Genomic DNA, 26,116 nt, shown 5'->3' on the forward strand with positions numbered 1-26,116 from the left:
GTGTCCTTCAGTCCATTAACCTTATGACATTAGATAAAAGGGCGTCAAGGTCACGCGAAGCGGAAGTGCCCCTCTTCCGAGACCGAAACCTGCTGACCGGCAATATCGAGCTCGGTGAGGGTGACGAGATCCTCGGCGTCCGTGGTGACCGCGAGGGTCCGCTCCCCCGTCGCGGTGCGGGCAGCGAGGAAACCACGCTCCGGGGAGCCGTCGCGGCTGTACACCACAGTCCACGATTCCGCCGACGCCGTGCCCGCGTAGGACACCAGCGCTCTCGTCGTGGACTGCGCATCGACCTCGGCCTGCACGTCCAGACGCTTGAACCCACTGACGGGAGGTTCCGTCCGGTACACCCCCATGGCGTGCTTGGTGAGGTAACCACTGTTGGCGGTCACCAAACCGTACGATCCCGGAGATTCGCGCAGCCGCGTCGCCATCGTCGCAATCGAGTGGCTGACATAGTTGTTCCACGGCCCACCGCCGAACGTCAGGCCACCGGTCACCGTCAGCGGCCGGCCGGGATCATCGAGCGCGAGCCCCAACTCGTTCGCGGCGACCTGCACCGCCGACGGGAAGCACGAGTACACATCGACGTAGGCAATCTCGTCCAGTCCGATGCCGGCGAGGTCGAGGGCCCGCGCCCCGGCGATGCGTATTGCCGGGGAGCCGTCGAGCGCCTCTCGTTCGGCGATCGCGTACGTATCGTGCGATTCGGTGCCGGACTGTGGAAACACCCAATTCTCCTGCGGGATGCCGAGCCGGGTCGCGGTCTCGACCGAGCACATCAGCAGAACCGCACTCTGATCGACCATGTTGTTCGAATTGAGCAACTTGGTATACGGCGTGGAGATCATCCGGTTGTCGGGCGAGGGCGTCGCTATCTCCGCAGCGGTGTATTCGCGCTGCACCCACGCGTTCGGATTCGTCGCCGCGATTTTGCTGAACCGCGACCACAGACCGCCGACGACCTCCCGATGCTCCTCGAGTGAGCGTCCCGCCGATACCCGCAGCGCCTGCTCGAACAGCGGATAGACATACGAGGGCCGGTCCAGACCGATGCGGCGTTCACTCTCTGCCGCCATCGGCACGTCCGCGACCAGGATGTCAGCGGCGGGCACCGACTCGCCCTGCACCGTCCAGTCGGGGCGCAGCTTCTGTGCCCGCAACTTGGTGCGGGTCCGCCACGATTCGGCGCCGCCGATGAGCACGACATCGGAACGCCCGGCAGCGATGTCCTCGGCAGCCCCGTTGACGAGCACCTGCGGCGTGCTTCCACCGTTCCCGGAGTAACCGGTGTGTCGCACGGTCGCGCCGATCCGCGCGCCGAGGAGAGCGCCCGGATCCCGGTAGCGCCACGACAGCAGCCCGACCACCCGGACCGAATCGACAAGTTCGAGCAGACGCGTCGACCCCGCATCGGCAGCCGCTGCCCGCGCCGCGCGCACCATCAGATCGACGGGCTCCACGCCCCCCTCGCGTTCGCTGGTCTGGCCGGTACCGACCAGGACCGGGGTTCTCGGGTCCAGGGTCGTTCCCGACTGCAGGGTCACGACTGCACCGCCCCGAGGATGCGCTCACGGTTCCCCGGCTTGGGCCACCCGCCGAGAATGAGAGTGGTCAGACACGTGTTCTTCCACTTGGTTTCGATCTCTTCGATGATCTTGTCCGCGGGACCGATCAGCGCGACGTCCTCGACCATCTCGGTGGGTACGGCCTGGGCCGCTAGGTCGGGCCGCCCGCTCAGGTACAGCTCCTGGATTTCGGCGCAGACCTCGCCCCAACCCATGCGTGCGAACACGTCGTTGTGGAAATTGGCGCCCTTGGCGCCCATGCCACCGGCATACAACGCGACCGTCGGCTTGAGCCGGGAGGCGGCCTTTTCCACGTCGTCGTTCTCGACGAGCCAGCACACGTTCGCGATCTCGAAGTCCTCGGCGGTGCGGCGTGCTCCGTCCCGTGCGAAGCCTTCGGCCAGTGCCTTGCGGTAGAACTCGTCGCTCTTGGGCGAGAACCACAGCGGCGTCCAGCCATCAGCGATTTCGGCGGCCAACGCCACGTTCTTCGGGCCTTCGGCGCCCATATAGACAGGGATATCGCCCCGCAGCGGATGGACGATCGACTTCAGTGGCTTGCCCAAGCCGGAACCGCCCTGGACGGGAAGCTGGTAATGCCGCCCAGAGTAGGTGACCGGCTTCTCGCGCGCCCACACCTGCCGCATGATCTCGATGTACTCGCGGGTGCGTTCGAGGGGCCGCGGGTAGGGCTGCCCGTACCAGCCCTCGACGACCTGCGGTCCGGACGCACCGATGCCGATGATCACGCGACCACCGCTGAGATGATCGAGCGTCAGCGCGGCCATCGCCAGCGCCGTCGGGGTGCGTGCCGACATCTGGCACACCGAAGTACCGAGCTTGATCGTCGAGGTCTGCGCTCCCCACCACGCGAGCGGTGTCAGTGCGTCGGAGCCGTACGTCTCGGCGGTCCAGAAGCTGTCGACGCCGAGGGCCTCGGCCTCGGCGAGCATTCGCCCGACATTGCGGGGCGGGCCCGATCCCCAATACCCTGCGGCGATTCCCACTCTCATACTTTTCTCACTGCTTCTCTGTGTGCCGTCGAATCGGTCGGAATGTGGTCAGTGGTTCTCGAACTCGGGCGGGCGCTTTTCGAGGAACGAGACAACGGCCTCCCTGTGATCGCGCGTCAGCGAGCTGAGGATCTGGGTGCGGTTTTCGAGGTCGATGGCGGCGCGCATGCTGGGAACCTCCAGGTTCGACCACATGACTTCCTTGGTCATCCAGACTCCGAACGGACTGTTCTGCGCGATGGCCTCGGCGGTGTCCAGTGCCACCTCGAGCACCTTGTCGGCGGGTTCGACGGACGACGCGAGACCGATGTGTTCGGCTTCGGCGGCGTCGATGGACCGGCCGGTGAGCATGATCTGCGCCGCTCGGGAGAAACCGATCATCCGGGGCAGGAGCCAGCTCATTCCGATATCGCAGTTCGACAGGCCGCGGCGGATGAACGCGGCGTGCAGTACCGCCGTCTCGGACATGATGCGAATGTCCGCCATGAGGGCCAGCGACATGCCGCCGCCGGCTGCCGCGCCGTTGACGGCCGCGATGATCGGTGCGCGGGTGCTGCGAAATGCATCGACGAGACCGGCGATGTGCTTCTGCACCCGCAGTCCGAGTTGGGCCCGGCCCTCACCCTCGATTGCGCCCTGCGGTGTGCCGTATCCGCGAAGATCGAGACCTGCACAGAAGGCACGACCTTCACCGGTGAGCACGATCGCGCGGGTGAGCGAATCATCGCGCACCTCGGCGAGCACCTCGTGCAACTCCTCGATGAGGTCGACGTTCATGGCATTGAGTTCGTCCGGGCGATTGAGCCGGATCAGCAGAATGCCCGGCCGCGGCCGCTCGGTCAGAATCAGTTTCGCGTCGGACATAGCGCTCTCCCAGGGACGAGGTACTCGACAGACGTAGACTAATGGTTTTAGATTAAAAGCTCAAGGAACCGAGCCCGGAAACACAACCGAAGGAGTCCACGATGACGAACCTCGACGGCAAGGTCGCCGTGGTGACAGGAGCCGCGAGCGGAATCGGCGCAGCCACAGCCCGCGCGTTCGCCGAACGCGGAGCCCGCGTCGTCGTGGCCGACATCGACGACCCGCGGGGCCAGGCCGTCGCCGCCGGCCTCGGCGACCGAGGCGCCTACCTGCACACCGATGTACGCAACGAGGCCGACGTCGAGGCCGCCGTCGCAGTGGCAGTCGATCGGTTCGGTCGGCTCGACTGCATGGTCAACAACGCCGGCCGGGTGGGCGCATGGACCTTCCTCGAGGACACGTCGCTCGACGAGTGGGAGAACGGGTTCGCAATGCTTGCTCGCAGCGCGTTTCTCGGGACCAAGCATGCCGCGCGCGTGATGCGCGGTCAGGGGTCGGGCAGCATCGTCAATGTGTCGAGCGTGGCAGGCATACGCACCGGATTCGGACCACACCCGTACAGCGCCGCGAAAGCTGCAGTGCTGCAACTGACCCGGACCGCAGCCGTGGAACTGGCCGAATACCGGATCCGAGTCAACGCACTGATCCCCGGAGGTGTCGCCACCCGCATCGTCGGCCACGGTGCCGGCCTCGAGGACGACGCGCTCGACCGCAGCGTCGATGCCGTGCGGCGCAGCCTGCCGAACTTCCAGCCCATTCCCCGCGCCGGTGAGCCGGAAGACCTCGCGCACGCCGCCGCCTACCTCGCCTCCGACGACTCCACGTTCGTCACCGGACAATCCCTCGGAGTCGACGGTGGGTTGACACTGGGCAAGAAGTGGCCGTCCAACTACCGGGACGAGGCGCAGGCTGCGTCGACTTTGCGATAGACAATTCTAAAGTCAATAGTTTAATGTGGTCTGCGTCACTACATGATTCGGGCTCTTCGCCCAGCACTCACAAACGCGAGGTTTCGCATGACCGAACGTACGACCATAGCTGCGGAAATCTCCGTGGATGCAGACTCCGGACCCTCCCGCGCGGACTCGCGACGCGCAAGCCGCGCCGCCTTCGTCGGCACGCTGCTCGAGTACTACGACTTCAGCCTCTACGCCTCGGCCGCGTCGGTGGTCTTCGCCTCCGTGTTCTTCACCGGCTCGAGTCCCCTATTGGGAACGCTGCAGGCGGTCGGCACTTTCGCGGTCGGATTCCTGGTCCGCCCGGTGGGCGGGGTGATCCTCGGCAGCCTCGGCGACCGCATCGGCCGAAAACGAATCCTCGTCTTCACCCTCGTCCTGATGGGTATCGCTACGCTGTTCGTCGGTCTGCTGCCGAGTTACGCCCAGATCGGCTGGCTCGCACCGGCTCTGCTGGTGTTCCTCAGAATCCTGCAGGGCATCGGCGCCAGCGGTGAGTACGGAGGCGCAGCTCTGGTCGCCGTGGAGTTCTCGCCCGCGAAGAGGAAGGGATTGATGGGCTCCTTGCCCGGCATGGGTGCGGCGCTCGGCGGCGTGCTCGGCACGCTGTCTCTGCTGACGGTGTCATCCATGATGTCCCAGGAAAGTTTCCTCGCCTGGGGCTGGCGTATCCCGTTCCTGTGCAGCGCCGTCATCCTCGCCTACGGCCTGTGGTTACGCCGTAGCCTTCCCGAAACCCCCGCATTCCGTGCGATCGAGGAAAGCAACACCGTCTCGAAGAGTCCGCTCTTCGATGTGATCCGCCAGCAGCCGCGCGCACTTTTGACGGTGCTCGTGATGACCATCGGTCAGACCGGCATCGGCTATTTCTACATCGTGTTCATGGGCACCTTCGGCAAGAATCAGCTGGGCTTCGGCGGCACCGAAGTCCTGATCGGACTGATCGCCGCGCAGCTCGCGAATGCCATTCTGATCCCGCTGTTCGGTTCCCTGTCGGACCGGGTCGGCCGAGCACCGGTGATCATGTTCGGATTCCTGTACAGCGCCGTGTTCGCTTGGGTCGGCATCTCGTTGTTGGCGGGCGTCGGAACACCCCCGCTGCTGTACTGGGTGGTCATGGCGGCAGGCAACGGCATCGGGGTCGCCGCCATCTTCGGTCCGATGGGCGCCTACGTCATCGAGCTGTTCGACACGCAGCACGCCTACAGCGGCCTCGGTCTCGGCCGTGAGGCCGGCAACGCTCTCGGCGCGGCGTTCGTTCCGGTCATCGCGGTCGCCTTGGCATTCGACGACACCACGGTGTGGCTCAGCCTCCTGATCTGTGTGGTCTCGCTGCTCGGATTCGGGGCAACCGTCCTGTCCCGGTCCCGCTCGTCGTCCGGGATGAAGCGGGACGACGACAGAACGCCGGTCACTGCTTAGCGACAGCACCACTCGAGGTACGGGCTCCGATCCACCGGATCGGAGCCCGTTTCGCATTCCGGGAGGGAATGGGCGGACAGCAAGAAACCGCCCACCGGACTGGCTCAGCCGGTGGGCGGTCTCAGCTGTATTCGACGGTCACACCCCGACGGGGCCACCTCGCCACACACCGATCTCCTCGCCGGAGATGTCGGCGGCGTTGTCGCTCACCAGAAACGAGATGGTGGAGGCGATCGATTCGGGTGGAATGGAGGGCCAGTGCTTGGTCAGGGCTTCGACCCCCGCCTCGCCCCCCGACGCCACGATGTCGGTAGCGACGAAGCCCGGCATCACACAGTTGACCGTGATCCCCCGACGGGCAACCTCGAGTGCCATCGACTTGGCCATTCCCACCAGCCCGGCCTTGGCCGCGGAGTAGGCGCTCATCCCAGGGGACGGGCGCCGTCCGCCTGACGGGCTGTTGACGAAGATGACTCGACCCCAACCGGCTTCGTACATCGCGGGTAGCGCGAAGTGGGTGCAGTAGAACGCACCATTGAGGTTGACCGCGATCACTTCGTCGAAATCTTCCGGGCTCTGCTTCCGGGCCGCACCTGCCTTGTTCATGCCCGCGTTGTTGACCACCACGGTGGGGGCGCCCAATTGAACGGTGGTGTCGGCGATGAGCCGCTCGGCCTCGGCGGCCCGTGAAATGTCGGCTCGGATTGCCACGGCACGTCCACCGTCCGCGACAATCTTTGCGGCCACTTCCTCGGCATCGCGCGCACTGCGCGAATAGTTCACCGCGACAGCGAATCCGTCGGCGGCAAGTCGGCGCGAGATGGCCGCACCGATTCCGCGGCCACCACCGGTGACCAGAGCGACCTTGGGTGAGTCCACGGCTCGATCACCGAACCTTGTCGTAGTTGTCGGGCACATCCGCGAAGGCGTCGCGCAGCTGGCGCTTGGCGATCTTCCCGCTGGGCATCCGGGGCAGGGGTTCGTCCATGAAAACGATGTACCGCGGCACCTTGTAGTCGGCGAGACGCTCGTTGCAGAAACCGACCACTTCGGATTCCTTCATCTCGGTGGTGGTCCGGACCAGCGCGGCCGGGGTCTCCCCGAACTTGGCGTCGGGAACGCTGATCACCGCGACCTCCTCGACCCCGGGGATCTGATTGATGACGGCTTCGATCTCGGCGGGTGAGATGTTCAGACCACCGGAGATGATCATGTCCTTGAGGCGATCGACGAACGTGAGGTAACCGTTCTCGTCGAGCTTGCCGAGGTCACCGGTTTGGAGCCAGCCATCGATCAGAGCCGACCGGGTCGCATCCTCGTTGCGCCAGTATCCCGGCATCATGCCCGGGCCGCGCAACAGAATCTGCCCGGTTTCGTTGGCGGGAAGATCATTACCCTCGGCATCGACAACGCGAATCTTGGTGAAGATGCCACCCCAGCCGCACTTGTCGGGATGCTGGGCTGCCTCCTCGCGCGGCATCGCGGTCGCGGATCCGCCGATCTCGGTCTGACCGTAGATCTGTCGCAGCGACACTCCCTGGGCTTGCCATTTGTGCAGCAGGTCGACGGGTACGCGTGCGCCACCGACGTGTGCGGTGACCATGTGGCTCAGATCCGCGTCGGCGAACCCGGGCGCTTTCGCGATTTGCTCGAAAAGGATCGGCGGCCCGGTCAGGGTGTTGGCCTTGTCCTCGGCCAATACGCGCAGCGCTTTCGCCGGATCGAATCCCGGTTGCAGGAACAGGGTTCCGCCGTGAAGGACGACGCGCGAGATACCCCAGATGATGCCGGCAGCGGTGAACAGGGGCAGCACCAGCACCGGGCGCAGGTTGTTCGGCTGAATCGGTTCCATCAAGTGCCACTCGTGCATTTCGCCGGCGACGGTGGCGTGGGTGAAAATGACGCCTTTCGGCTTGCCGGTGGTGCCGCTGGTGAACACGATGGCGGTGGGAGTGTCGAGGTCGACCACCGGAGTGCGGTATTTCGCATGATCGCTGCCCCGCAGCGGACGCACATCCTTCTCGAACACTGCGATCGAAAAGGTGTTGCGTGTCTGCTGGACTTCTTCGAGGCGCGGCAGCAGCGCCTCCTCGCAGTAGACGACGGTGGGTTCACAGTCCTCGACGAGGGTGATGAGCTCGCCGGCGAGCATGCGCTGGTTGAAACCGACCGCGATGGCACCGACCTTCATGGCAGCGAGCGAGGCCACCGCCCACTCGAGGCTGTTGGCACCGAGGAAGCTCACCCGATCACCGGGCACGACACCGCGCGAGGCGAGGTCGTGGGCGACGCCGTCGGCCCATGCGGCCAGCTCTGCGTAGGTGACGGCGTCGCCGTCGAAGTCGATCGCGGTCAGATCCGGCTTCGACCTGGACCAGTAGGTCAAAGCGTCTACAACAGTGCCGCTCATGTAAGCCTCCAAGAGTTGTCGTCGATCGCGGGGGTTCTCGGCGGCGAGCACGGCGCACCGTGCTGTGTCTCCGGCCTCCCGGAGAGCCGTACGTCACATCCGCGTGTTAAATCTAAAGGTCGTTGTTTATTGTCGCAAGTACTGGTCGTTCTCTGTCCCACGGGCGACCGCGAGCATCGCACCGACCTCCACCAGCTTCTGCCGCGCTCGGCCCCTGCGTCGCCCTTCGACACGTTCGTACCGGTCGATCCGCTTCCAGCCGTCGAAACCGAACGAGTCCGGACACCGCGAGTGCACGACCTCCGCCAACTCGTCACCTGGTCGGCTCGGTTGCGGAAGAAGCGCATGTTGATGGTCGGCTACGAGCGCGTCGACGGTCTCGGCGGCGCAGTATCGATTGGTGCCGATCACCCCCGTCGGACCCCGCTTGATCCACCCGGCGACATACACCCCCGGCACCGGGCGCTCGTCCACCGGATCGACGACGCGCCCTGCAACGTTGGGGACCGTGCCGCGTTGGGAGTCGAACGGCAATCCCGGCACGGGAGCACCGCGGTAGCCGACCGAACGCAGTACCATCGAGGCCTCGAGATCCTGTTCGCTTCCGTCCATCCGGGTGGACGCGATCCGTATACCTTGGACGTGACTGTCACCGAGGATCTCGACGGGCGCCTCGTGGAACCTCAGGGTGATCTTCCGCCGACCCGGTCGAGGAGAGCGGCGTGCGTAGTCGGCCAGCGTCCGCAACTTGATCGGGGCATCGTCGGAAGCGTCGTATCCGCCGTGAACGCTCACCTCGACCTCCTGCAACGCTCCCAACGCGATGAGCTCGGGCGTCGTGAACGCTGCATGCTCCGGCCCTCGTCGTCCGAGGACCACGACTTCTTCGATAGTGCTGCGCCGAAGTGCGTCCAGGGCATGTTCGGCGATATCACCCGGCACGAGCCGGTCGGGATCGCACGCCAGGATCCGTGCCACGTCCAACGCCACATTGCCGTTGCCGATCACCACGGCACGACGCCCCGACAGATCGAACGTGCGACCCGCGGAGTCCGGATGTCCGTTGTACCAGGCGACGAATTCGCGTGCAGCGAAACTTCCCGGCAGATCTTCGCCCGGGATGCCGAGCTTGCGGTCGTCGGACGCACCGCTCGCGTAGATCACCGCGTGGTGATGATCGAGCAGCTCGTCGACACTGATATCCCGGCCGATCTCCACACCGAGGAAGGCACGAAAACCGTTGCGGCGGGCAGTACGGGAGAAGACCCGCTCGACGGCCTTCGTGGTCTGGTGATCCGGAGCCACCCCGAACCGGACGAGCCCACCGGCCACCGGGAGCCGCTCGAACATGGAGACGTCGACGTCGACGTCGCGCCGAGTCAGCAACTCCTCGGCTGCATAGAAGGCGGAGGGACCCGAACCGACAATCGCCACCTTCAGCGGACCGGGCCGGGGCGCCGCGACGACAGGTTCGGTCGGCACCTCGCTCGGGCCGGACACGGTCGGGTTGCCCAGGAAGTACGCGGCATTGAGGTCCTTGTAGATCTCGGCATCCGGGGTGAGGTCGCTGTCGGGAACGATCGCGTCGACCGGACACACGTCGGCGCAGGCCCCGCAGTCGATGCAGGCGGCCGGATCGATGTAGAGCATCTCGGTGCGCTGGTACTGCGCTTCGTCGGGAGTCGGGTGAATGCAGTTCACCGGACACACCGCGACACACGTCGCGTCGTTGCAGCAGGCTTGGGTAACTACGTAGGTCATGGGCACTCCGGTTGATCGTATGGTTCCGAACTCTGCTCCGGCGGGAGGAAGCGGTCGCCGTAACGGCCTGCCAGCTCGCGGGCACGAGCGGTGAACCCGTTCTCGCCACCCGGATAGGAATGCCTGAACGACAGAACCCCACCCGTGTGCGCGGGGAACCCGATGCCGAGAACAGATCCTGTGTCGGCGTCGGTCTCGGATCCGACGACACCTTCGCCGAGACAACGCAGCGCTTCGAGGACCTCGACGAACAACAACCGGTCGCGCATATCGCTGCACGGAATATGCCGTGCGGGACCGAACACCTCACGAAGGACCGGCCACAATCCCAAGCGCTTACCATCGGAGTCGTACTCGTAGAAACCCTGACCGTCCGACCTGCCCCCGCGACCGCATTCGTCGATCATCCGGTCGCGGACGCTGTCTGCTTCGCTCCCCCGCCACGTCCCGCCGGCCGCCTCGACAGCGAGACGGTTCTCGTGCTGCACCGCGCGGTTGAGCGTCAACGTGATCTCGTCGAGCAAGTGGAGGGGCGGCACCGGATATCCGGCGGCGGTCGCTGCGCGCTCGACAAGGCCCGGATCGATTCCCTCTCCGACCGCGACCAATGCCTCGTCGAGATAGCGCTCCATCACACGGCTGGTGAAGAATCCCCGACTGTCCCCCACCACGATCGGTACCTTCCCGAGCCTCCTCGCGTACGTCAGTGATGCCGCGACGGTGGCCTGCGAGGTACGCGATCCGACAACCGTCTCCACCAATGACATCCGGTCGACAGGCGAGAAGAAGTGCATCCCGATGAAGTACTGCGGGCGTTGCAGCTTCGAGGAGAGCGTGGCGATCGGCAGGGTCGACGTCGTCGACGCAAGCACCGTGGGGGCGTCGGTGACTGCCTCGACCATCTGCAGCACCTGTTGTTTGACGGCGACGTTCTCTGCGACCGCCTCGATGATCAGCGCGGACGCCGACAGATCTCTGATGCACTCGGTGGGCGTGATGCGCCCGAGCAAGGCCTGCGACATCGGTCTGTTCGAGGTCCCCGCTTTTCGCGCATGCGCTTCCCGCCGGTCGGAGTACGACTTGCCTCGGCGTGCATTCTCCAGAGTTCGCGCCCACAGCACGACGTCGGCTCCGGCCCGCGCGCAGGTGTAGGCGATGGCCGCGCCCATCATCCCGGCGCCGACGACGCCGATCGTGGTGCCCGCCAGGTTCTCGGACCTCTCACTCGACACCGCAGACCCGATCCGTGCTCGTACGGTCCTGGCCGACGTGTCAGTGTGCATCGGCAGGTACCTCCCGTTCGATAGCAACCGGCAGCCCGGTCGTCGCCGGCATCACGTCGCCGAGTGACTCCGATCACATCGACCGCAGTGAGCAATAATCTAATCTCAGTAGATTATTGGCGCAAGACCCGATTCCTGCCGCAACCTCGGCGCCGGGGTTTACAGGTAAAACTACGTCAGTTAGATTTAGAGGCGTTGATCCGAAGCACGGAAGTTCGAAAGTCGGTGCCCACACGGTAGCCGGGAGCGCCCACGAGACTGGAGGAGATGCAATGACCGAGGTCGGAGCACCCCGCGAGCAGCGTATTCGCCGGGCCCTGGATCACCTGCGCAACGACACGACGGACGAGTTCGACCACATCACCTGGTTTCAGCCGGAGGAATTCACCGATCCGGCCATAGCCAAGCGAGAGCGTGACCTCATCTTCGGACGAGTTCCCTCGATCGTCGCGCACGGCTCCGAGATTCCTCGCTCCGGCGACTTCTTCACCCTGCAGATGCCGCGGAACAACATCATTGTCGTCCGCCAGCGCGACGGTGGCGTCAAGACGTTCGTCAACCTGTGCCGGCATCGGGGCGCCCTCCTCGAGAAGGAGGAGAAGGGTCGCTGCCGCCTGTTCTCCTGTCCGTACCACCGGTGGTCGTACGACACGGACGGCACCCTGCGGACAATTACCCGTGACAACACTTTCGGGGATCCCGACACCACGAGCATGGGACTCGTCGAATTGCCGACCGAGGAGCGCCACGGTTTCATCTGGGTCGTCGACGAGGCGAACGCCGAGATCGACGTGGCCGGCTGGCTCGGGAACGAAATGGATGCAATTCTGTCCGGGTACGACCTCGATTCCAAGATCGCCGTCCAGTCCGAGGGATTCGACGAGCCGGTCAACTGGAAGATCATGCAGGACGCCTTCCTCGACGGGTACCACATCCAGTACGCCCACCCCAACACTGCCGCCAAGCACATCCACACCAACGTGATGGCGTTCGAGGACTTCGGCAGGCACTGCCGCTTCATCGCCCCGCGTAAGTCGATCGATCGGTGGATCGAGGAAGACCCCGGCGACCGAAGCCTGGCCAAGGACATCACGGAAACCCATTTCCTGCTTCCCAACAGCACACTGCTGCGGCAGCCGGATCACTTCCAGCTCCTCACGTTCCGGCCCCACCCCACCGATCCGCAGCGCTGCCGCATGGAGATGCGCCTGATCGTGCCACCAGTGGCGGACACCGAGATGACCGAGGAGAAGTGGACTCGCCTGTGGAACAAGAACTGGGAGATTCTGCTCGCAGTTCTTCATGCCGAGGATTTCCCGCTCCTGCGGGACTCCCAGCACGGTATGACGAGCGCAAACGCCGGACGGATGGTGCTGGGCCAGAACGAGGTTGCCAACCAGGTGTTCCGGCGTGAGACCCAGAAACTGCTGGCAACGAACTGACAAGCACGAGGTGCGGGTCGCCCGACGGGCGTCCTGAATCAGGAGGAAACATGCAGAGCGATCTCTTCGACCGGGACCACGAGTTGTTCCGCGAATCCGTCCGTGGATTCGTCGACAAGCACGTGGTCCCCCAACTCGAGAAATGGGACGCGGATCGCTTGATCGATCGTGAGACCTGGCTGGCAGCGGGCCGTCAGGGCCTGCTCGGACTACCCGTCCCCGAGGCGTACGGCGGGCCCGGTGAACTCGACTACCGCTTCCGGTTCGTGATCCAGCAGGAGATCGCCCGAGTCGGCGCATCGGCCCTGCAGTCCGGGTTCTCCACGAACGACGATATCGTCCTGAACTACCTTCTCCGTCACGCCGACGAAGAACAGCGCCGACGGTGGTTGCCGGGATTCGTCACCGGTGAGACCATCGGTGCGATCGCCATGAGTGAGCCTGCCGCCGGCAGCGACCTGCGCGCCATCCAGACCACCGCCGTCGCCGACGGCGACACCTGGGTGATCAACGGGTCCAAGACATTCATCACCAGCGGCATCCTCGCCGACATCGTGATCGTCTTCGCGAAGACAGATGTCTCTGCCGGCTCCCGCGGCTTCAGCCTCTTCGTCGTCGAGGACGGAACGCCGGGATTCAGCCGAGGCCGCAAACTGGACAAGCTGGGCCTGCACGCACAGGACACGGCCGAGTTGTTCTTCGAGGACGTACGTATCCCGAAGGAGAATCTGCTCGGTGAGGTGGGCTCCGGCTTCGCGTATCTGATGCAGAGCCTTCCCCTGGAACGACTCGGCATCGGCATCGCCGCGCAGGTCTCAGCCGAGGCAGTTCTCGGCTGGACGCTCGACTACGTCAAGGAACGCACCGCCTTTGGCAAGCGTATCGGCGATTTCCAGGGCATGGGCTTCACGCTCGCCGAACTTCAGACGGCCGTCGAGGTGTCGCGTGCGTACATCGACCGGTGCGTGCGTGAACACAACGCCGGCACCCTCACCGCCGTCGACGCCGCGAAGGCCAAACTCTGGGCAACCGAACTGCAAGGCCGGGTGATCGATGCCGGCGTCCAATTCCACGGCGGCTACGGCTACATGATGGAGTACCCCGTCGCGAAGGCGTACATCGACGCCCGGATCCAACGGATCTACGGCGGTACCAACGAGATCATGAAGGAAATCATCCATCGCGATCTGATGAAGGCCTGATCGAATCCGGGCAGACGAAACGGGTGCGGCTGACGATTCTCGGCCGCACTCGTCTCGTCGTTCTCACCCCTGTCGCCCGTCAAGAACCTAGACTTCATAGGTAAATAGCCGATTGCCCGCAGTCGCCGAAGAGGAGTGGGACGAGATGGGTGCATGTACGCCAACTGGGCGATGTACTCACCACAGCTGAAGGCGGACGGCCACTGCGTCTTCGGCCTGAACTACGGTGGCCCAAACACCGGACGGTTCCATCAGACCGGGGATATGCGCGTGTCCGCGCAACAGGTCGGTGACTAAGTCGAGGAAGTTCTCACCGCCACTGGCGCAGACAGGGTCGACATCGTCGGGCACTCCCAGGGCGGGCTCGTGCCGTTGTATTACATCAGCCGGTGGGGTGGAGAGTCGAAGGTCGGCACGATGGTCGGTGTCGCCGCCGCAACCAACGGCATCAGTGCGTACGGGATGCTCAATCTCCTCGCCGGACACCCTCAGGCCAAAGATCTCGTCGGACGCGCAATTCCCGTGGTCGACGACGGCACCGCAGGTTCGGCGTTCGTCGCAGAAACCGGCGTCGACGGAATGACCCGGCCGGAAGTCGAATACGCCACTGTCAGTTCCCGGTCCGATCCTGTCGTGCAACTGAGCGAGTCTCAGCCACCACCCGGACCGAACGTCTCCAACGTCGTGGTCCAAGATTTCTGCGCCGAAAATCTGACCAATCACGGGACCATGGTCAATGACGACATCACTCTCCGTATTATCCGGAACCTCCTGGATCCGGCGACGGCCGTCGCGCCCAGCTGTCATGCCGTTGCGCCACTGCCCTGAACGTCGCTTCTTCCCTGAGGGGATCCCATGGTTCGGATCACCTCGACGTTGATGCCGGTGAGCTGCGACTGGTTGCTGAGGGGGTCGTAGCCGTCCGTGCCGGTGGGCGCGAGCCGGTTGACGTTCACACCGGGGTTGCGCCTCGCCACGTCCAGCCCTCGCGCCGTGCTCTGCCCCCAGCCGTGCGTCATCGCCACCACGCCCGGTCGGAGGGTGTCGTCGCAGACCACAACCGCCTCGATTTCGCCGTGGCGGTTGCGCACAGTGACGTCGTCGCCCTCTACGAGGCCGCGGCGCCGCGCGTCGTCCGGGCTCATCCACAACGGATTGCTCTGATGGACACCCTGTTTGAACACCGGAAGGTTGTGCAGCCAGCTGTTGACCATGTAGTGGGTGCGCCGGGTGATCAGCTTGAGTTGATCGGCGGGTTCCGCGGCCAGCTCCTCGAGAATGCGTTCGGCGGTGTCGTACGAGCGCTGAAACAGTGCGGGGCAGCAGTCGATCAGTCCGTCGTCGTGCTGGACCGCGATGCTGAACACGTGCGCGGGATCGGCCTCCGGCAGCACCGCGGTCTGGCAGGGCATCGTCGCGAGAAGGTCGATACTCAGACCCGAGTCCCGCATCATCGCGTCGACCGCGGCGAACGGATTCGGGTCCGGGTCGTCCAGCAGGGTCGGGACGCCCATCTCCTGCTGGATGCGGGACAGAATCCACCAGTCGTCGCGGCGCTCCCCCTTCGCCGGCACGACCGCGGGCGTGTACTGCACATAGGGCTCCATCGCGACGCCCATCGTGTTGAGGAAGTTGACGTCCTCCCGTTCCAGCCAATCCGTCGCGGGCAGAACATAGTCCGCCATCTCGCCGGTGACCGTGCGATACAGATCGACGGTCACGATCAGATCCAACTGCTCGAACGCCCGGCGCAGGCGGCCGTCCCCGCCGACCGACAGCAGCGGGTTGCCCGACACCACGATCAGTGCGCGGATCGGGTCGTCGGGGTTCCCGATGAACTCCGGGAGGAGCGCGGCCGGCAGGTCGCCGCTGACGGTGCGCATCTCACCGAAGGGACCGTCGTAAAAGGGGTCCTCCCGCTTGCGCTTCGAGCCCTGTACGACATCGGCGACACCGCGGGAGTAGATGTTGCCGCCGCGTCTGCCGAGGTTGCCGGAAAACAGGCTCACCATGGTGAGCATCCAATAGGCCAGGGTGCCCTGCCGGCCCTGGTTCACGCCGGTCGCCATGTAGATGCTCGCGCTCGGCGCCGCGCAGAAGTCGGCGGCGACCTGCCGGACCGTGTCGGCGTCGATACCGGTGACCGCGGCGATCCGGTCGACGGGATACTGCCGGACGAAGTCGAGCAGTTCGTCGACGCGTCGCGCGTGACGTTCCACGACGTCCCGGTCGTACCCGATCCGGAACACGATCTCGTGCAGAACTCCGGCGAGGAAGTAGAAGTCCGTGTCCGGCTTGATCAGCAGCACCTCACCGGTCTCCGGCGACGACGACTCGATGCGGCGCGGATTGACGAACAGCACGGTTCCACCGCGCTTCTTCACGGCGCGGATCTTGGTCATCGGATCCGAAATGTGGATCAGCGTCATGTGCGAGACCTGTGGGTTGCTGCCGAGACACAGGAAGTAGTCCGTGTGCAGCAGGTCGGGAATCGGATGCGCCATCGACGCGCCGTAGATCGCCTCACTCGCCGCATATTTGGCCGACGTGTCCTGCGTTCCCGCACTGAAGCGCATCCGGGTGTCGAAGCCGCGGGCGAGCGTGGCGGCGTTCGCGTAATAGGCGCCGTTGAACGCCGACGGGTTGCCCTGATAGACGGCGAGGGCGTTGCGGCCGTACTTCTGCCGTATTTCCCGGAGCCTGTCGGCGATCTCGCGCGCCGCGACATCCCAGTCGACGGGTTCGAAGTCGCCGCGTTCTTCGCTCCGCGGATTGGTCCTCTTCAGCGGCCGGTCGAGCCGGTCCGGATCGGAGTGGACTTGCAGGTAGTGCACGCCCTTGTGGCAGGAGAACCCTTGGTGTACAGGATGATCCCGGTCCGGCTGCAACCGGACCACCTCGCCGTCCCGGACGTCGGCGAGCAGGCCGCATCCCGGCTCGCAGATGCGGCAGAACGTGTGCACCTGGGTCGTGTCCTTCGGGGTCATCGGACGGCCGCGCCCGCGACGACAGCCGCCTCCCCGGCGTCGACGATCTTGATGCGGGGCCTGCCCGCCTCCCGCCCTCGCTCGCGCTCGAAGCGGTCGATCGCGCGCCAGTCAGCACCGCCGAGCGCGTCGGGTCGGCGTTCGCGCACCAGCGCCGCCAGGTCCGCGGAACCCGCAGTCGGTGCGGCGAGCAGACCCGCACGGTGATCGTCGAGCAGGGCCTCGACGGTCTCCGCCGCGCAGTAGCGATTGGTGCCGATCACCCCGGTCGCGCCGCGCTTGATCCAGCCCGCCACGTAATGGCCGGCCACGGCCTGCCCCGTGTCCGGCAGGGTGACCCGGCCCGACACGTTGGCGACGGTTCCGGCGGCCTCGTCGAACGGGAGGCCAGCGATGGGCAGCCCGCGGTAGCCGACCGCCCGGAGGACCAGCCCGCACTCGATCCGGTCCGCGGTGCCTGTGTCGGTGCCGGTCACGATCAGTCCGGCGGTACGCTCGTCACCCGTCACCTCCTGCGGGGTGGTGCCGAAGCGAAGCACGATGCGCTTGTTCCCCGGCGTCGGCTCCCGCCGGGAGTAGTCGGCCAGGATCCGCAGCTTGGTCGGCGCGTCCGGACCTGTCGGAACCGGGCCGTCGACGAGGACGTCGATCCCGGGCAGCGAGCCGAGCGCGAGCAGTTCCGGGGTGGTGCAGGCCGCGTGCTCGGGTCCCCGTCGGCCGAGCACCACCACCTCCTCGATCCGGCTGTCGGACAGTGCGGTCAGGGCGTGATCGGCGATATCGGTGCGGCGCAGGGTCTCCACGTCGGAGACGAGGATACGGGCGACGTCGAGCGCGACGTTCCCGTTGCCGACCACGACGGCGCGGGACGCGGTGAGGTCGAAGACGCGATCGGCGTGATCGGGGTGACCGTTATACCAGGCGACGAACTCCCTGGCGGCGTGGCTGCCCGGTAGGTCCTCGCCGGGAATGCCGAGGCGCCGGTCACCCGCTGCGCCGGACGCGTGGATCACCGCGTGGTGGTGGGCCAGCACCTCGTCGATCGTCACATCCTTCCCGACCTCGACGCCGAGATGGAACGTGAAGCCGTCACGACGCGCGGTGCGGTCGAAGACCCGGTCCACCGTCTTCGTGTGCCAGTGGTCGGGCGCGACGCCGAACCGCACGAGTCCGCCGGCCACGGGCAGTCGTTCGAACATGGTGACCTCGGCGGCGATGTCGCGCCGGGCCAGCAGCTCCTCGGCGGCGTAGAACGCGGACGGTCCGGATCCGACGATCGCCACTCGCATCACCGGGGGGTCGGCGACGTCGGCGGTCGCGAGGGCGAGCGGAAGCGGCTGCACATGCGCGCCTGGCGCAATGCTGCGTGGATTGCGCTGGAAGTACTCGGCATTGATTTCCCGGTACCGGTCGATGTCGGGGGCGGGTGCGTCGCCGGGGACGATCGCGTCCACGGGGCACACGTCGGCGCAGGCGCCGCAGTCGATGCAGGCGCCCGGGTCGATGTACAGCATCTCGGTGCGCTGGTACTCCCGCTCCGCGGGGGTCGGGTGGATGCAGTCGACCGGGCAGACCGCGACACAGGTCGCGTCGTTACAGCAGTTCTGGGTGACCACGTACGCCATCAGGGATGCTCCTCGCTCGTGCGCGTCACCGTGACCGGGACGCCGTTGAAGATCGGGGACGCCGTCAGCGCCTCGAGGTCAGTGGTGTCGTCCACCAGGGCGTTGTAGTTGCTCCCCGGGACCGAGGCCGACCGGGACGTCCGCAGGCCCGGCCCGTCGTGGCCCCACCCGTGAGGCATGCTCACCACACCGGGGCGCAGCGTGTCGTCGATCCGCAGTTCGGCCGTCACGGTGGTGACCTTGGACGTGACCGCGACCCGGTCGCCGTTCACCAGACCCTGCTCGGCCGCGTCGGGTGGGCTGATCAACAGCGCGCACTGGCCGCCGTCCGTCTGCGGCAGCGCGTTGTGCAGCCAAGAGTTCATGCCGCGACGCTGACGCCGGTTGATCAGCAGCAGATCCGGTGCTGCCCTCGTGACGCTCGCTCGCAGCCGCGGCAGATCGGAGACGATCATGTCCGGCATCAGGTCGATCCGCCCATCCGGTGTGCGCAGCACCTCCGGGACACGCGGCGCCAGCGGCCCGTAGTCGATGCCGTCCGGGTTGTCCTCCAGCAGTGCGAGAGTCAGCCCGTCCGGGTCGAGCCCGAACCGGTCGCCGTAGGGTCCGCTGCGCAAACGCAGGTCCAGCAAGCGCTGCGGGCCGCGACGGCCGGCCACGGCGTCCATAGCCCGTCCCGATTCGCAGCCGACGAGTTTCGCGGCGCGGCGGGCCGCGACGGCGGCCACCTCGTCGTCCATCTCGCCGACCGGACGGTCCGGCGTTCCCTTCGCGATCGCGGCCAGCCGCAGCAGGATCTGCCACTCCGCCATCTCGCCGTCGGCGAGGTCCAGCAGGGGTGGGGTGTAGCGGGCGACGTTCCGAATCTGGAAGTGCGCGAGCGTGACGTCGTGGTGGCCTCGGGTCGTCACCGGTGGTGGGGGCAGAATCACGTCGGCGTGGCGGGTGGTCTCGTTGAGATAGCAGTCCACCGACACCATGAACTCGAGCGCACCGAGCGCGTCCTCGATCGCGTCGCTGTTGGGCAGGGACCGGGCCGGGTTCCCGGCGAGGGTGATCAGCGCCCGAGTGCGGCCCGGCCCGGGCGTGAGGATCTCCTCGGCGAAACATACCGCGGGCAGCTCCCCCATCGCCTCCGGCAGGCCGCGTACCCGGGACCGCCACCGGTCGAACATCAACTTCGGCGTCCTGGTCACCGGCCAGGTGTTCTGGCCGCCCGCGGGCGGCAATGCGAACATCGCCCCTCCGGGCCGGTCCAGGTTGCCGGTGACGATCGTGAGCACCTCGACGAGCCAGTTCGCGAGAGTGCCGAACTCCTGCATGCAGGTACCGATCCGCGAATGCGCCACCGCCGCAGCTGCTCCCGCGAACCCACGAGCCACTGAGCGGATCACGTCGGCGTCGATCCCACACGCCGCGGCGACTGCATCGGGCTCGAATTCCGCCACCATCGCGAGGGCGGCGCCGAGGCCATCCACCACGTCCGGCACCCGGTCGGGTCTGGACAGTCCCTCGGACGCGATCACGGACAGCACGCCGAGCAGGAACAAGGCGTCGGTGCCGGGGCGGATCGGCACGTGCAGGTCCGCGACCTCGGCGGTGCGGGTGCGCACCGGGTCCACCACGACGAGGGTGCCGCCCCGCTCGCGCAGCGCCTGCAGCCGGTGGTGCATACCGGGTGCGGTCACGGTACTGCCGTTGGACACCATCGGATTCGAGCCGAGGATCAGCAGGTAGTCGGTGCGGTCGAGGTCGGGCAGACTCATCCCCAGCCCGGTGCCGTACAGCAGCATGTGCGCCAGGTTCTTCGGCCACGTGTCAACGCTGGCCGGCGAATAAACGTTGCTGGTGCCGACGGCGCCGATCAGCTCGCCGAGGTAGAACGTGGCGTCGAGGTGGTGGGCGGCCGGGTTGCCGTGGTAGATCGCGCAGCTGCCCGGATCGCCGGTGACGAATTCCGGTAGCCTGCGCCCGATCTCGTCGAACGCCTCGTCCCACGTGGCCTCGCGGAATCCACCGCCCGCGGTGCGCAGGAGCGGTATCCGGATCCGGTCCGGGTCGCCCTCGATGCGCCCGAGGCCGAGGCCCTTCGCGCAGCTGTGCCCGGCGCTCATCACGTCATCGGGATTCGGCGCGACCCGCACGATGTCGCGGCCTTCGAGTTCGACGAGAAGACCGCAGGTCGATTCGCACAGCGGGCAGATGCGATGTCCGGTTTTCGGTTCGGCGATGGTCATGAGACTTCCTCCTCGGGTGCGACCGGCCCGACCGCGACGGGCACGGCGGTCATGATCGGCATCGCGTTGATCGCCTGCACTCCGGCACCGGTTCCGGTCAGCGCGTTCACGTTCACCCCGGCGTCGTCCCGCGGGTCGACGCTGCCGAAGCAGTGCGTCATCGACACGGTGCCGCGGGCGAGGGTGCGGTCCGCCCGCGCGGTCGCGCGCAGGCGTCCGGCCGCCGAGCGCACGGTCACTACCTGTCCGTCTGTGATCCCGAGTGCGGTCAGGTCGTCCGGGTGCAGACTTGCCGGGTTGGTGCCGCCCGGAACGAGCCCCGGAACGCGGGTGCCGGTGGAGTTCACGGCCTCGCGTATCCGGCGGACCGTGAGGAGTAGCGGAAACTGTTCTGTGACAACTCGGTCGGTCAGCGCCGCGACGAGTTCTGCGCGCACGTCGGCGGGCAACAACCTCAGGCGGTGCCCGGCACCGTCCTCCGTCGCCGGTCCCACCACTGCGCCACTTGCCCCGGCGAGGTGTCCGTGCGGGGCGGTGACCACGTCGGCGAACGGGACGCGTCCCCGTTCGGCCATCATCGCCAGCATCTGCCCGGAGGTCGGCGGCGCGTCGGGATCGAGTATGCGGCCGGCGAACTTCACCGGCTGCCCCGAGGCGGCGGCGAGGTCGAGGAAGAACCGCCAGTCGTCGACGACACCGGGCGGCGCCGGCAGCACAGCGGGGGTGAACTGCGCGAAGGGGCGGGGGAAGAACGGTTCCATTATCGCGGTGTGGTCGGCGCGTTCGTACATCGTGGTCGGCGCGATCACGTAGTGCGCGAGCCGTGCGGTGTCCGACATGCGCGGGTCTATGCACACGAGCAGGTCCAGTGATCGCAATGCGCGCAACGCTTTCGCTCGGTCGGGGAGAGCCGCGGCCGGGTTGCCGCCGGACACGATCAGCGCCCGCACCCGGTCGGGGCCGGGTTCGAGGATTTCGTCGGCGAGGATGCCGGACGGCAGCTCACCGCGCATCGCCCGCACTCCACCGATGCGGCTGCGGAAACCGTGCTCGTAGGCCCGGGCGGGCGGGGCGACCTCCGCGCGGGCGGGCGCGTGCCGGGTCAGGACGGCGCGGTCGTCGGCCCGCTCCCCCTCGCGCAGGTACCGGCCGCACACCACGTTAAGGGCGGCGAGGAGGTGTTCCGCGAGGTTCGAGTGCGGGCCCATGCACAGCCCCGTCCCGCTCGTTGCCATCCCCCGGCTCCCGCCCGCGAATACCTGGGCCGCGGCACGGACCCGGTCGGCGGGGACGCCGCAGATCCGGTGTACGACCGTGGGAGTCACGTCGGCTACGGCGTCGGCGAGTCCCGGGAGGTCGGCGGTGTACCGGCGACAGAAGTCGGTGTCGTGGAGCTGTTCGGTGAGGACGACGTGGAGGAGGCCGGCGAACAGGACGGCGTCCGTTCCCGGCCGGGGCGCCAGGTGCACGTCCGCCAGGGCCGCGGTTTCGGTGTGTCGTGGGTCGACGACGATCAGCCGCAGTCCCCGTTCCCGGGCGGCCCGCAGGGTGACGGACGGGTTCTGCACCACCGCGCCGTCCCCGTCGCCGCCGTTGGCGGACACGACCGGGTTGGTACCGGCCAGCAACCACACGTCGGCGTCCTCGAAGCGTTGCCGGCCGCCGAGGTAGGTTCCCATCCGTTCGGCGACCACCCACTTCGCGGACTGGTCGATGGTCATCGTGGAGAACAGCTTGTGTGAGCCGGTACCCCGGAACCAGGCCCGGGCCATCGGCGGGGTGAGGGCGGCGAAGTTCTGCTGCGTTCCCATGAACAGTGCGACCGCATCCGGTCCGTGGCGGTCCACAATGGTGCGCAGCCGGTCTGCGATGTCGGCGGTCGCCCGCGCCACCGGCACCGGCTCGTGCGTGCCGGCGCCGGTGCGGCGCATCGAGGTGGTCAGCCGGTCCGGGCCGTGGACCAGATCGCCGCCGCGGCGTCCCTTGGGGCAGGTGTACCCACCGGAGATCGGGTGCTGCGCGTCTCCGAGGACCCGTGTGATCCGCCCGTCCTCGACGTCGAGCAGGACTCCGCACGAGGAGGCACACAGCCTGCAGAACGAGGTACGCCGGGACGTGACGGGTGGCATCGGTTCAGTGCGCCTCGGCCGGTGCGGCCGCCGGTTCCGCGACCCCCGCCCCGGTGCGTCCGCGCACACGTTCTCGGACGAACAACCCGCCGAGGGTGAGGACGGCGATGGCGGTGGGCACGATCATGAGCAGGAAGATGGTGCGGGCGTCCATTCCGGCCGCAATCAGGGCGGCGCCGAGAGTAGGCCCGGCAATCGATCCGATGCGCCCGACCCCCATGGCCCAGCCGATCCCGGTCGAGCGTGCCGCCACCGGATAGATCGACGCGGCGATCGCGATGATGCCTGCCGAACTTCCCGACATTCCGAATCCGACGATGCAGATCGTGATGAGCAGCAGGGTGGAGTTCGCCAGGAACATCGCGACGGCGCCGATGAACAGTGCCCCGAGCGTGTATCCGGCCATCACCACCGCGTAGGCGGCGTCCGAGCCCCGGGACCGCGCCCATGCGGTGCCGACCCGGTCGGTGATCCACCCGATGGACAGCGCGCCCGCCATACCGCCGAGGTTGAACAGCGCCGCGGCGAGGATCGCATTGGACGCGCTCTGCCCGGCCTGGCTGAACAGCGACGGCATCCACCCGAACAGGAAGTAGATCACGAGGAAGTTGATGACGAACACCACCCACAGCAGGATCGTGTCCAGTGCCCGGCCACCGGCGAAGAGTTCCCGAATCGGCGACCGGGTGGCCACCACGGCGTCCACGGTGAACGTCACCGAACCGTTGATGCCGGCCTGCGGGGCGATCGCCGAGAGGATCTTCGCGGCGCCGGCGTGATCACCGCGGGCCGCGAGGAACTTGCCCGACTCCGGCAGCCCGGCCCACGCCAGCGCCGCCACGATCAGTGGGAGAACGCCGCCGGCCACGAAGATCGACTGCCACCCGTACGCCGGAATCAGTTGAGCGGCAGCGAGTCCGCCGAGGAATCCCCCGAGGGACATGCCGGCAACGACGATGGTGACCATGGTGGAGCGGCTGCGTGCGGGACTGTACTCGCTGGTCAGTGCGATCAGGTTCGGGGTGACGCCACCGAGCCCGATGCCGGCGAGGATGCGCAGCACGATCAGCACACCCATCGACGGCGCGAAGGCAGACGCGAGCGTGAATGCCGAGAACAACACGGTGCACAGCAGGATCACCCGGCGCCGGCCCCACCGGTCGGCGATCGGACCGAACAGCAGGCTGCCCACGACCATCGCGCCGCTGCTGAGCGCCAGCAGCAGTCCGAACGAGGCCTTGGACAGGCCCCAGTCCTCGGACAGTGCGGGAATCGCGAATCCGATCAGCTGGGCGTCCATGCCGTCGAGGATCGCGAGCGCCAGGCACAGTGCGATGGCACGCTTCTGGAGGGCCGACACCGGTGCGGTGTCGATGAGTTGGGAGATGTCGACTTCACGAATGGGGGCCACGACGTGTATTCCTCTCGGATGGGGGAACCGCGGGGGATGAAGCCTCGAGCTGGATGGGCAAGCCGACGGCGTGCCTCGGAGACATGCTTCAGACCGGTGTGACGGTGCCGTCGACCGCGAGTGCGTCGGCGGGAACCTCGGGGAAACGTTGACGCAGCGACGGTTTGGCGAGCTTGCCGGAGAACGTGCGCGGCAGCGGCTCGCCGAGGGCGACGGCGTGCTTGGGACGCTTGAACTTCGCCAGGTTCTCGCCGGCGACCTCGGCGATGTCGGCGACGATGTCGGCGGCGGGACGCTCGCTGTGGAACACCACCATCGGCACCTCGCCCCACCGGTCGTCCTTGACGCCGATGACGGCGAGATCGACCAGCCCGTCGATGCCGTGCAGCGCCTTCTCGATCTCGGCGGGGTAGACGTTGAGGCCGCCGGAGATCAGCATGTCCTTGCTGCGATCGACGATCTTGAGGAATCCGCCGTCGTCCTGCATGCCGAGGTCGCCGGTGCGCAGCCACCCGTCGCCGACGGTCGCCGCGGTGGCCTCGGGCTTGTTCCAGTACTCCCGCAGCACGTGCTCGCCCCGGACCAGGATCTCGCCGACCTCTCCGGCCGGGGTGTCGACTCCCGGTTCACCGATCCGGATGTGGGTGCCGACCAGCGGTAGCCCGGCGAAGCCGGGCCGCGACACGGCGTCCTCGTAGGCGAGGGTCGAGACCATGCCCGACGCCTCGGTCAGGCCGTAGCACTGGGTGAGCGGGATGCCGTGTGAACGGTAGAAGTCGAGCAGGTCCAGGCTGACCGGCGCGCCACCCGTGCCGGCGAAGGTGAACTTCGCGAGCTTGCGGGTGCCGAAGTCGGGCAGCATCGTCATCCGTTCCCAGATCACCGGGACGGTCGTGGTTGCCGTGATCTGCTCGCGCTCGAACGTGTCGAGGGCGATCTCCGGGTCGTACTCGCGCAACAGCACCATCGTCGCGCCGGGCACGACGACGAGCTGCATGAAGATCGACAGGACCGAGCCGGTGTACACCAGCGGAGCTGAGCACAGTACCCGGTCCCCCTGCGAGAAGCCGAAGGTGATCGACTGCGAGATGCCGGGAGTCATCGCGTTGCGGTGGGTGATCAGCGCGCCCTTCTGCACGCCGGTGGTACCCGAGGTGTAGCAGATGAAGCCGGGGTCGTCGGCGGCTATGGCGACGACGGGCGCGGTTCCGGGGTCGATCAACCGCTCGTACGGCGGGTGGGCACTGCCCCCGATCGCGTAGGTCTCGAACTCCGCCTGTTCGGTGGCGACCTCGAGCAGCGACGCGAAGCCGTCTTCGACGATCACCACGCGCGGCGCGGAGTCGACCACCATCGGTGCCAGCTCCTTGGCGGTGAGCCGGAAGTTGAGCGGGACGCTGATCGCGCCGAGCTTGAGGGTCGCCAGGATGACGTGCGCGAGTTCGGGGCGATTGAGCATCATCACGGCAACCCGGTCGCCCTTGCGGACGCCGCGGGCAGCGAGCCCGCGGGCGAGTGCGTCGGTGATCGCGTCGACCTCGGCCCAGGTCTGCGATGTGTCCCCGAACACGATCGCCTGCTGCTGCGAACGCGTCTTACCCCAGAACCGGGTCAGGTCCGCGAGATTCATCTGTGCTCCTCGTGCTCGTCAGCCGGGTGTGACCACCCTCACTTCATGTGCGGTAAACCTAACAGTTATAGGCGAATGGCGCAATGCTCGATCCGGAAATTTCGGGCACCCCCCAGAACCGGACTGTCGCACGAAAACGACACCCACACAATATATTTCGTGTGGGTGTCGTT

The 26,116-nt window shown here is 66.8% G+C and carries 18 protein-coding genes; 5 read left to right on the forward strand and 13 right to left on the reverse strand.

Annotation, left to right across the window (positions count from 1 at the left end; genetic code table 11):
- Nucleotides 1-50: 50 nt before the first annotated feature.
- From PSR88_RS01930 to PSR88_RS01940, 3 genes are read right to left on the reverse strand one after another with little or no spacing between them, the layout of a single operon-like run.
- A complete protein-coding gene (locus tag PSR88_RS01930; protein ID WP_011593672.1) occupies nt 51-1,550 on the reverse strand; it encodes an acetyl-CoA acetyltransferase in 1,500 nt (499 codons plus the stop codon).
- Nucleotides 1,547-2,584: an LLM class F420-dependent oxidoreductase gene (locus PSR88_RS01935; RefSeq protein WP_011593673.1), complete on the reverse strand. Its 1,038-nt coding sequence runs from the start codon at nt 2,582-2,584 to the stop codon at nt 1,547-1,549. The genes PSR88_RS01930 and PSR88_RS01935 overlap by 4 nt, the downstream gene beginning before the upstream one ends.
- Before the next feature lie 48 nt (nt 2,585-2,632).
- Complete coding sequence (locus PSR88_RS01940; protein WP_016881010.1) at nt 2,633-3,448, reverse strand: enoyl-CoA hydratase/isomerase family protein; 816 nt, start codon at nt 3,446-3,448, stop codon at nt 2,633-2,635.
- A 101-nt stretch (nt 3,449-3,549) separates the two neighbouring features.
- On the opposite strand from PSR88_RS01940, the gene PSR88_RS01945 reads away from it, so the two are divergent.
- Together PSR88_RS01945 and PSR88_RS01950 are read left to right on the forward strand one after the other, a co-directional pair.
- On the forward strand, nt 3,550-4,377 hold the full coding sequence (locus PSR88_RS01945; RefSeq protein WP_016881009.1) for an SDR family oxidoreductase: 828 nt from the start codon (nt 3,550-3,552) through the stop codon (nt 4,375-4,377).
- Between the two features lie 87 nt (nt 4,378-4,464).
- On the forward strand, nt 4,465-5,826 hold the full coding sequence (locus PSR88_RS01950; RefSeq protein ID WP_011593676.1) for an MFS transporter: 1,362 nt from the start codon (nt 4,465-4,467) through the stop codon (nt 5,824-5,826).
- 138 nt (nt 5,827-5,964) lie between these two features.
- On the opposite strand, the gene PSR88_RS01955 is transcribed toward PSR88_RS01950, so the two are convergent.
- The 4 genes from PSR88_RS01955 to PSR88_RS01970 form a co-directional block, all read right to left on the reverse strand.
- Entirely contained in the window at nt 5,965-6,705 is a 741-nt protein-coding gene (locus tag PSR88_RS01955) for an SDR family oxidoreductase (RefSeq protein ID WP_011593677.1), read from the reverse strand.
- Between the two features lie 7 nt (nt 6,706-6,712).
- Complete coding sequence (locus tag PSR88_RS01960) at nt 6,713-8,236, reverse strand: class I adenylate-forming enzyme family protein (protein WP_011593678.1); 1,524 nt, start codon at nt 8,234-8,236, stop codon at nt 6,713-6,715.
- Between the two features lie 126 nt (nt 8,237-8,362).
- Nucleotides 8,363-9,997, reverse strand: coding sequence for an FAD-dependent oxidoreductase (locus tag PSR88_RS01965; protein WP_016881006.1), 1,635 nt, complete (start codon nt 9,995-9,997; stop codon nt 8,363-8,365).
- Nucleotides 9,994-11,229, reverse strand: a complete 1,236-nt coding sequence (locus PSR88_RS01970; RefSeq protein WP_342338039.1) for a 3-hydroxyacyl-CoA dehydrogenase family protein — start codon at nt 11,227-11,229, stop codon at nt 9,994-9,996. Before PSR88_RS01970 ends, PSR88_RS01965 begins: the two co-directional genes overlap by 4 nt.
- Nucleotides 11,230-11,552: 323 nt before the next feature.
- Here PSR88_RS01970 and PSR88_RS01975 point away from each other — a divergent pair, with 323 nt between their 5' ends.
- From PSR88_RS01975 to PSR88_RS01985, 3 genes are all read left to right on the forward strand, one after another.
- Nucleotides 11,553-12,722 (forward strand): aromatic ring-hydroxylating oxygenase subunit alpha, encoded by a 1,170-nt coding sequence (locus PSR88_RS01975; protein WP_011593681.1) that lies wholly within the window; start codon nt 11,553-11,555, stop codon nt 12,720-12,722.
- 50 nt (nt 12,723-12,772) lie between these two features.
- Entirely contained in the window at nt 12,773-13,924 is a 1,152-nt protein-coding gene (locus PSR88_RS01980; RefSeq protein ID WP_011593682.1) for an acyl-CoA dehydrogenase family protein, read from the forward strand.
- A gap of 366 nt (nt 13,925-14,290) precedes the next feature.
- Entirely contained in the window at nt 14,291-14,752 is a 462-nt protein-coding gene (locus tag PSR88_RS01985; RefSeq protein WP_011593683.1) for a hypothetical protein, read from the forward strand.
- Here PSR88_RS01985 and PSR88_RS01990 read toward each other — a convergent pair.
- The 6 genes from PSR88_RS01990 to PSR88_RS02015 form a co-directional block, all read right to left on the reverse strand.
- A complete protein-coding gene (locus PSR88_RS01990) occupies nt 14,728-16,911 on the reverse strand; it encodes a molybdopterin-dependent oxidoreductase (RefSeq protein WP_016881003.1) in 2,184 nt (727 codons plus the stop codon). The genes PSR88_RS01985 and PSR88_RS01990 overlap by 25 nt on opposite strands.
- A complete protein-coding gene (locus tag PSR88_RS01995; RefSeq protein WP_011593685.1) occupies nt 16,908-18,536 on the reverse strand; it encodes an FAD-dependent oxidoreductase in 1,629 nt (542 codons plus the stop codon). The genes PSR88_RS01990 and PSR88_RS01995 overlap by 4 nt, the downstream gene beginning before the upstream one ends.
- Nucleotides 18,536-20,773 carry a molybdopterin-dependent oxidoreductase gene (locus tag PSR88_RS02000; protein ID WP_016881002.1) on the reverse strand — a complete coding sequence of 746 codons (2,238 nt, stop codon included), beginning with the start codon at nt 20,771-20,773 and terminating at the stop codon, nt 18,536-18,538. The genes PSR88_RS01995 and PSR88_RS02000 overlap by 1 nt, the downstream gene beginning before the upstream one ends.
- Nucleotides 20,770-22,902 carry a molybdopterin-dependent oxidoreductase gene (locus tag PSR88_RS02005; RefSeq protein ID WP_011593687.1) on the reverse strand — a complete coding sequence of 711 codons (2,133 nt, stop codon included), beginning with the start codon at nt 22,900-22,902 and terminating at the stop codon, nt 20,770-20,772. Before PSR88_RS02005 ends, PSR88_RS02000 begins: the two co-directional genes overlap by 4 nt.
- A 4-nt stretch (nt 22,903-22,906) precedes the next feature.
- Entirely contained in the window at nt 22,907-24,313 is a 1,407-nt protein-coding gene (locus tag PSR88_RS02010) for an MFS transporter (RefSeq protein WP_011593688.1), read from the reverse strand.
- Between the two features lie 88 nt (nt 24,314-24,401).
- Nucleotides 24,402-25,943, reverse strand: coding sequence for a class I adenylate-forming enzyme family protein (locus tag PSR88_RS02015; protein ID WP_011593689.1), 1,542 nt, complete (start codon nt 25,941-25,943; stop codon nt 24,402-24,404).
- Nucleotides 25,944-26,116: the final 173 nt, after the last annotated feature.

Origin of the sequence: Rhodococcus sp. DK176 (genome assembly GCF_038447315.2) — a bacterium.
Classification (GTDB): domain Bacteria; phylum Actinomycetota; class Actinomycetes; order Mycobacteriales; family Mycobacteriaceae; genus Rhodococcus_F; species Rhodococcus_F jostii_A.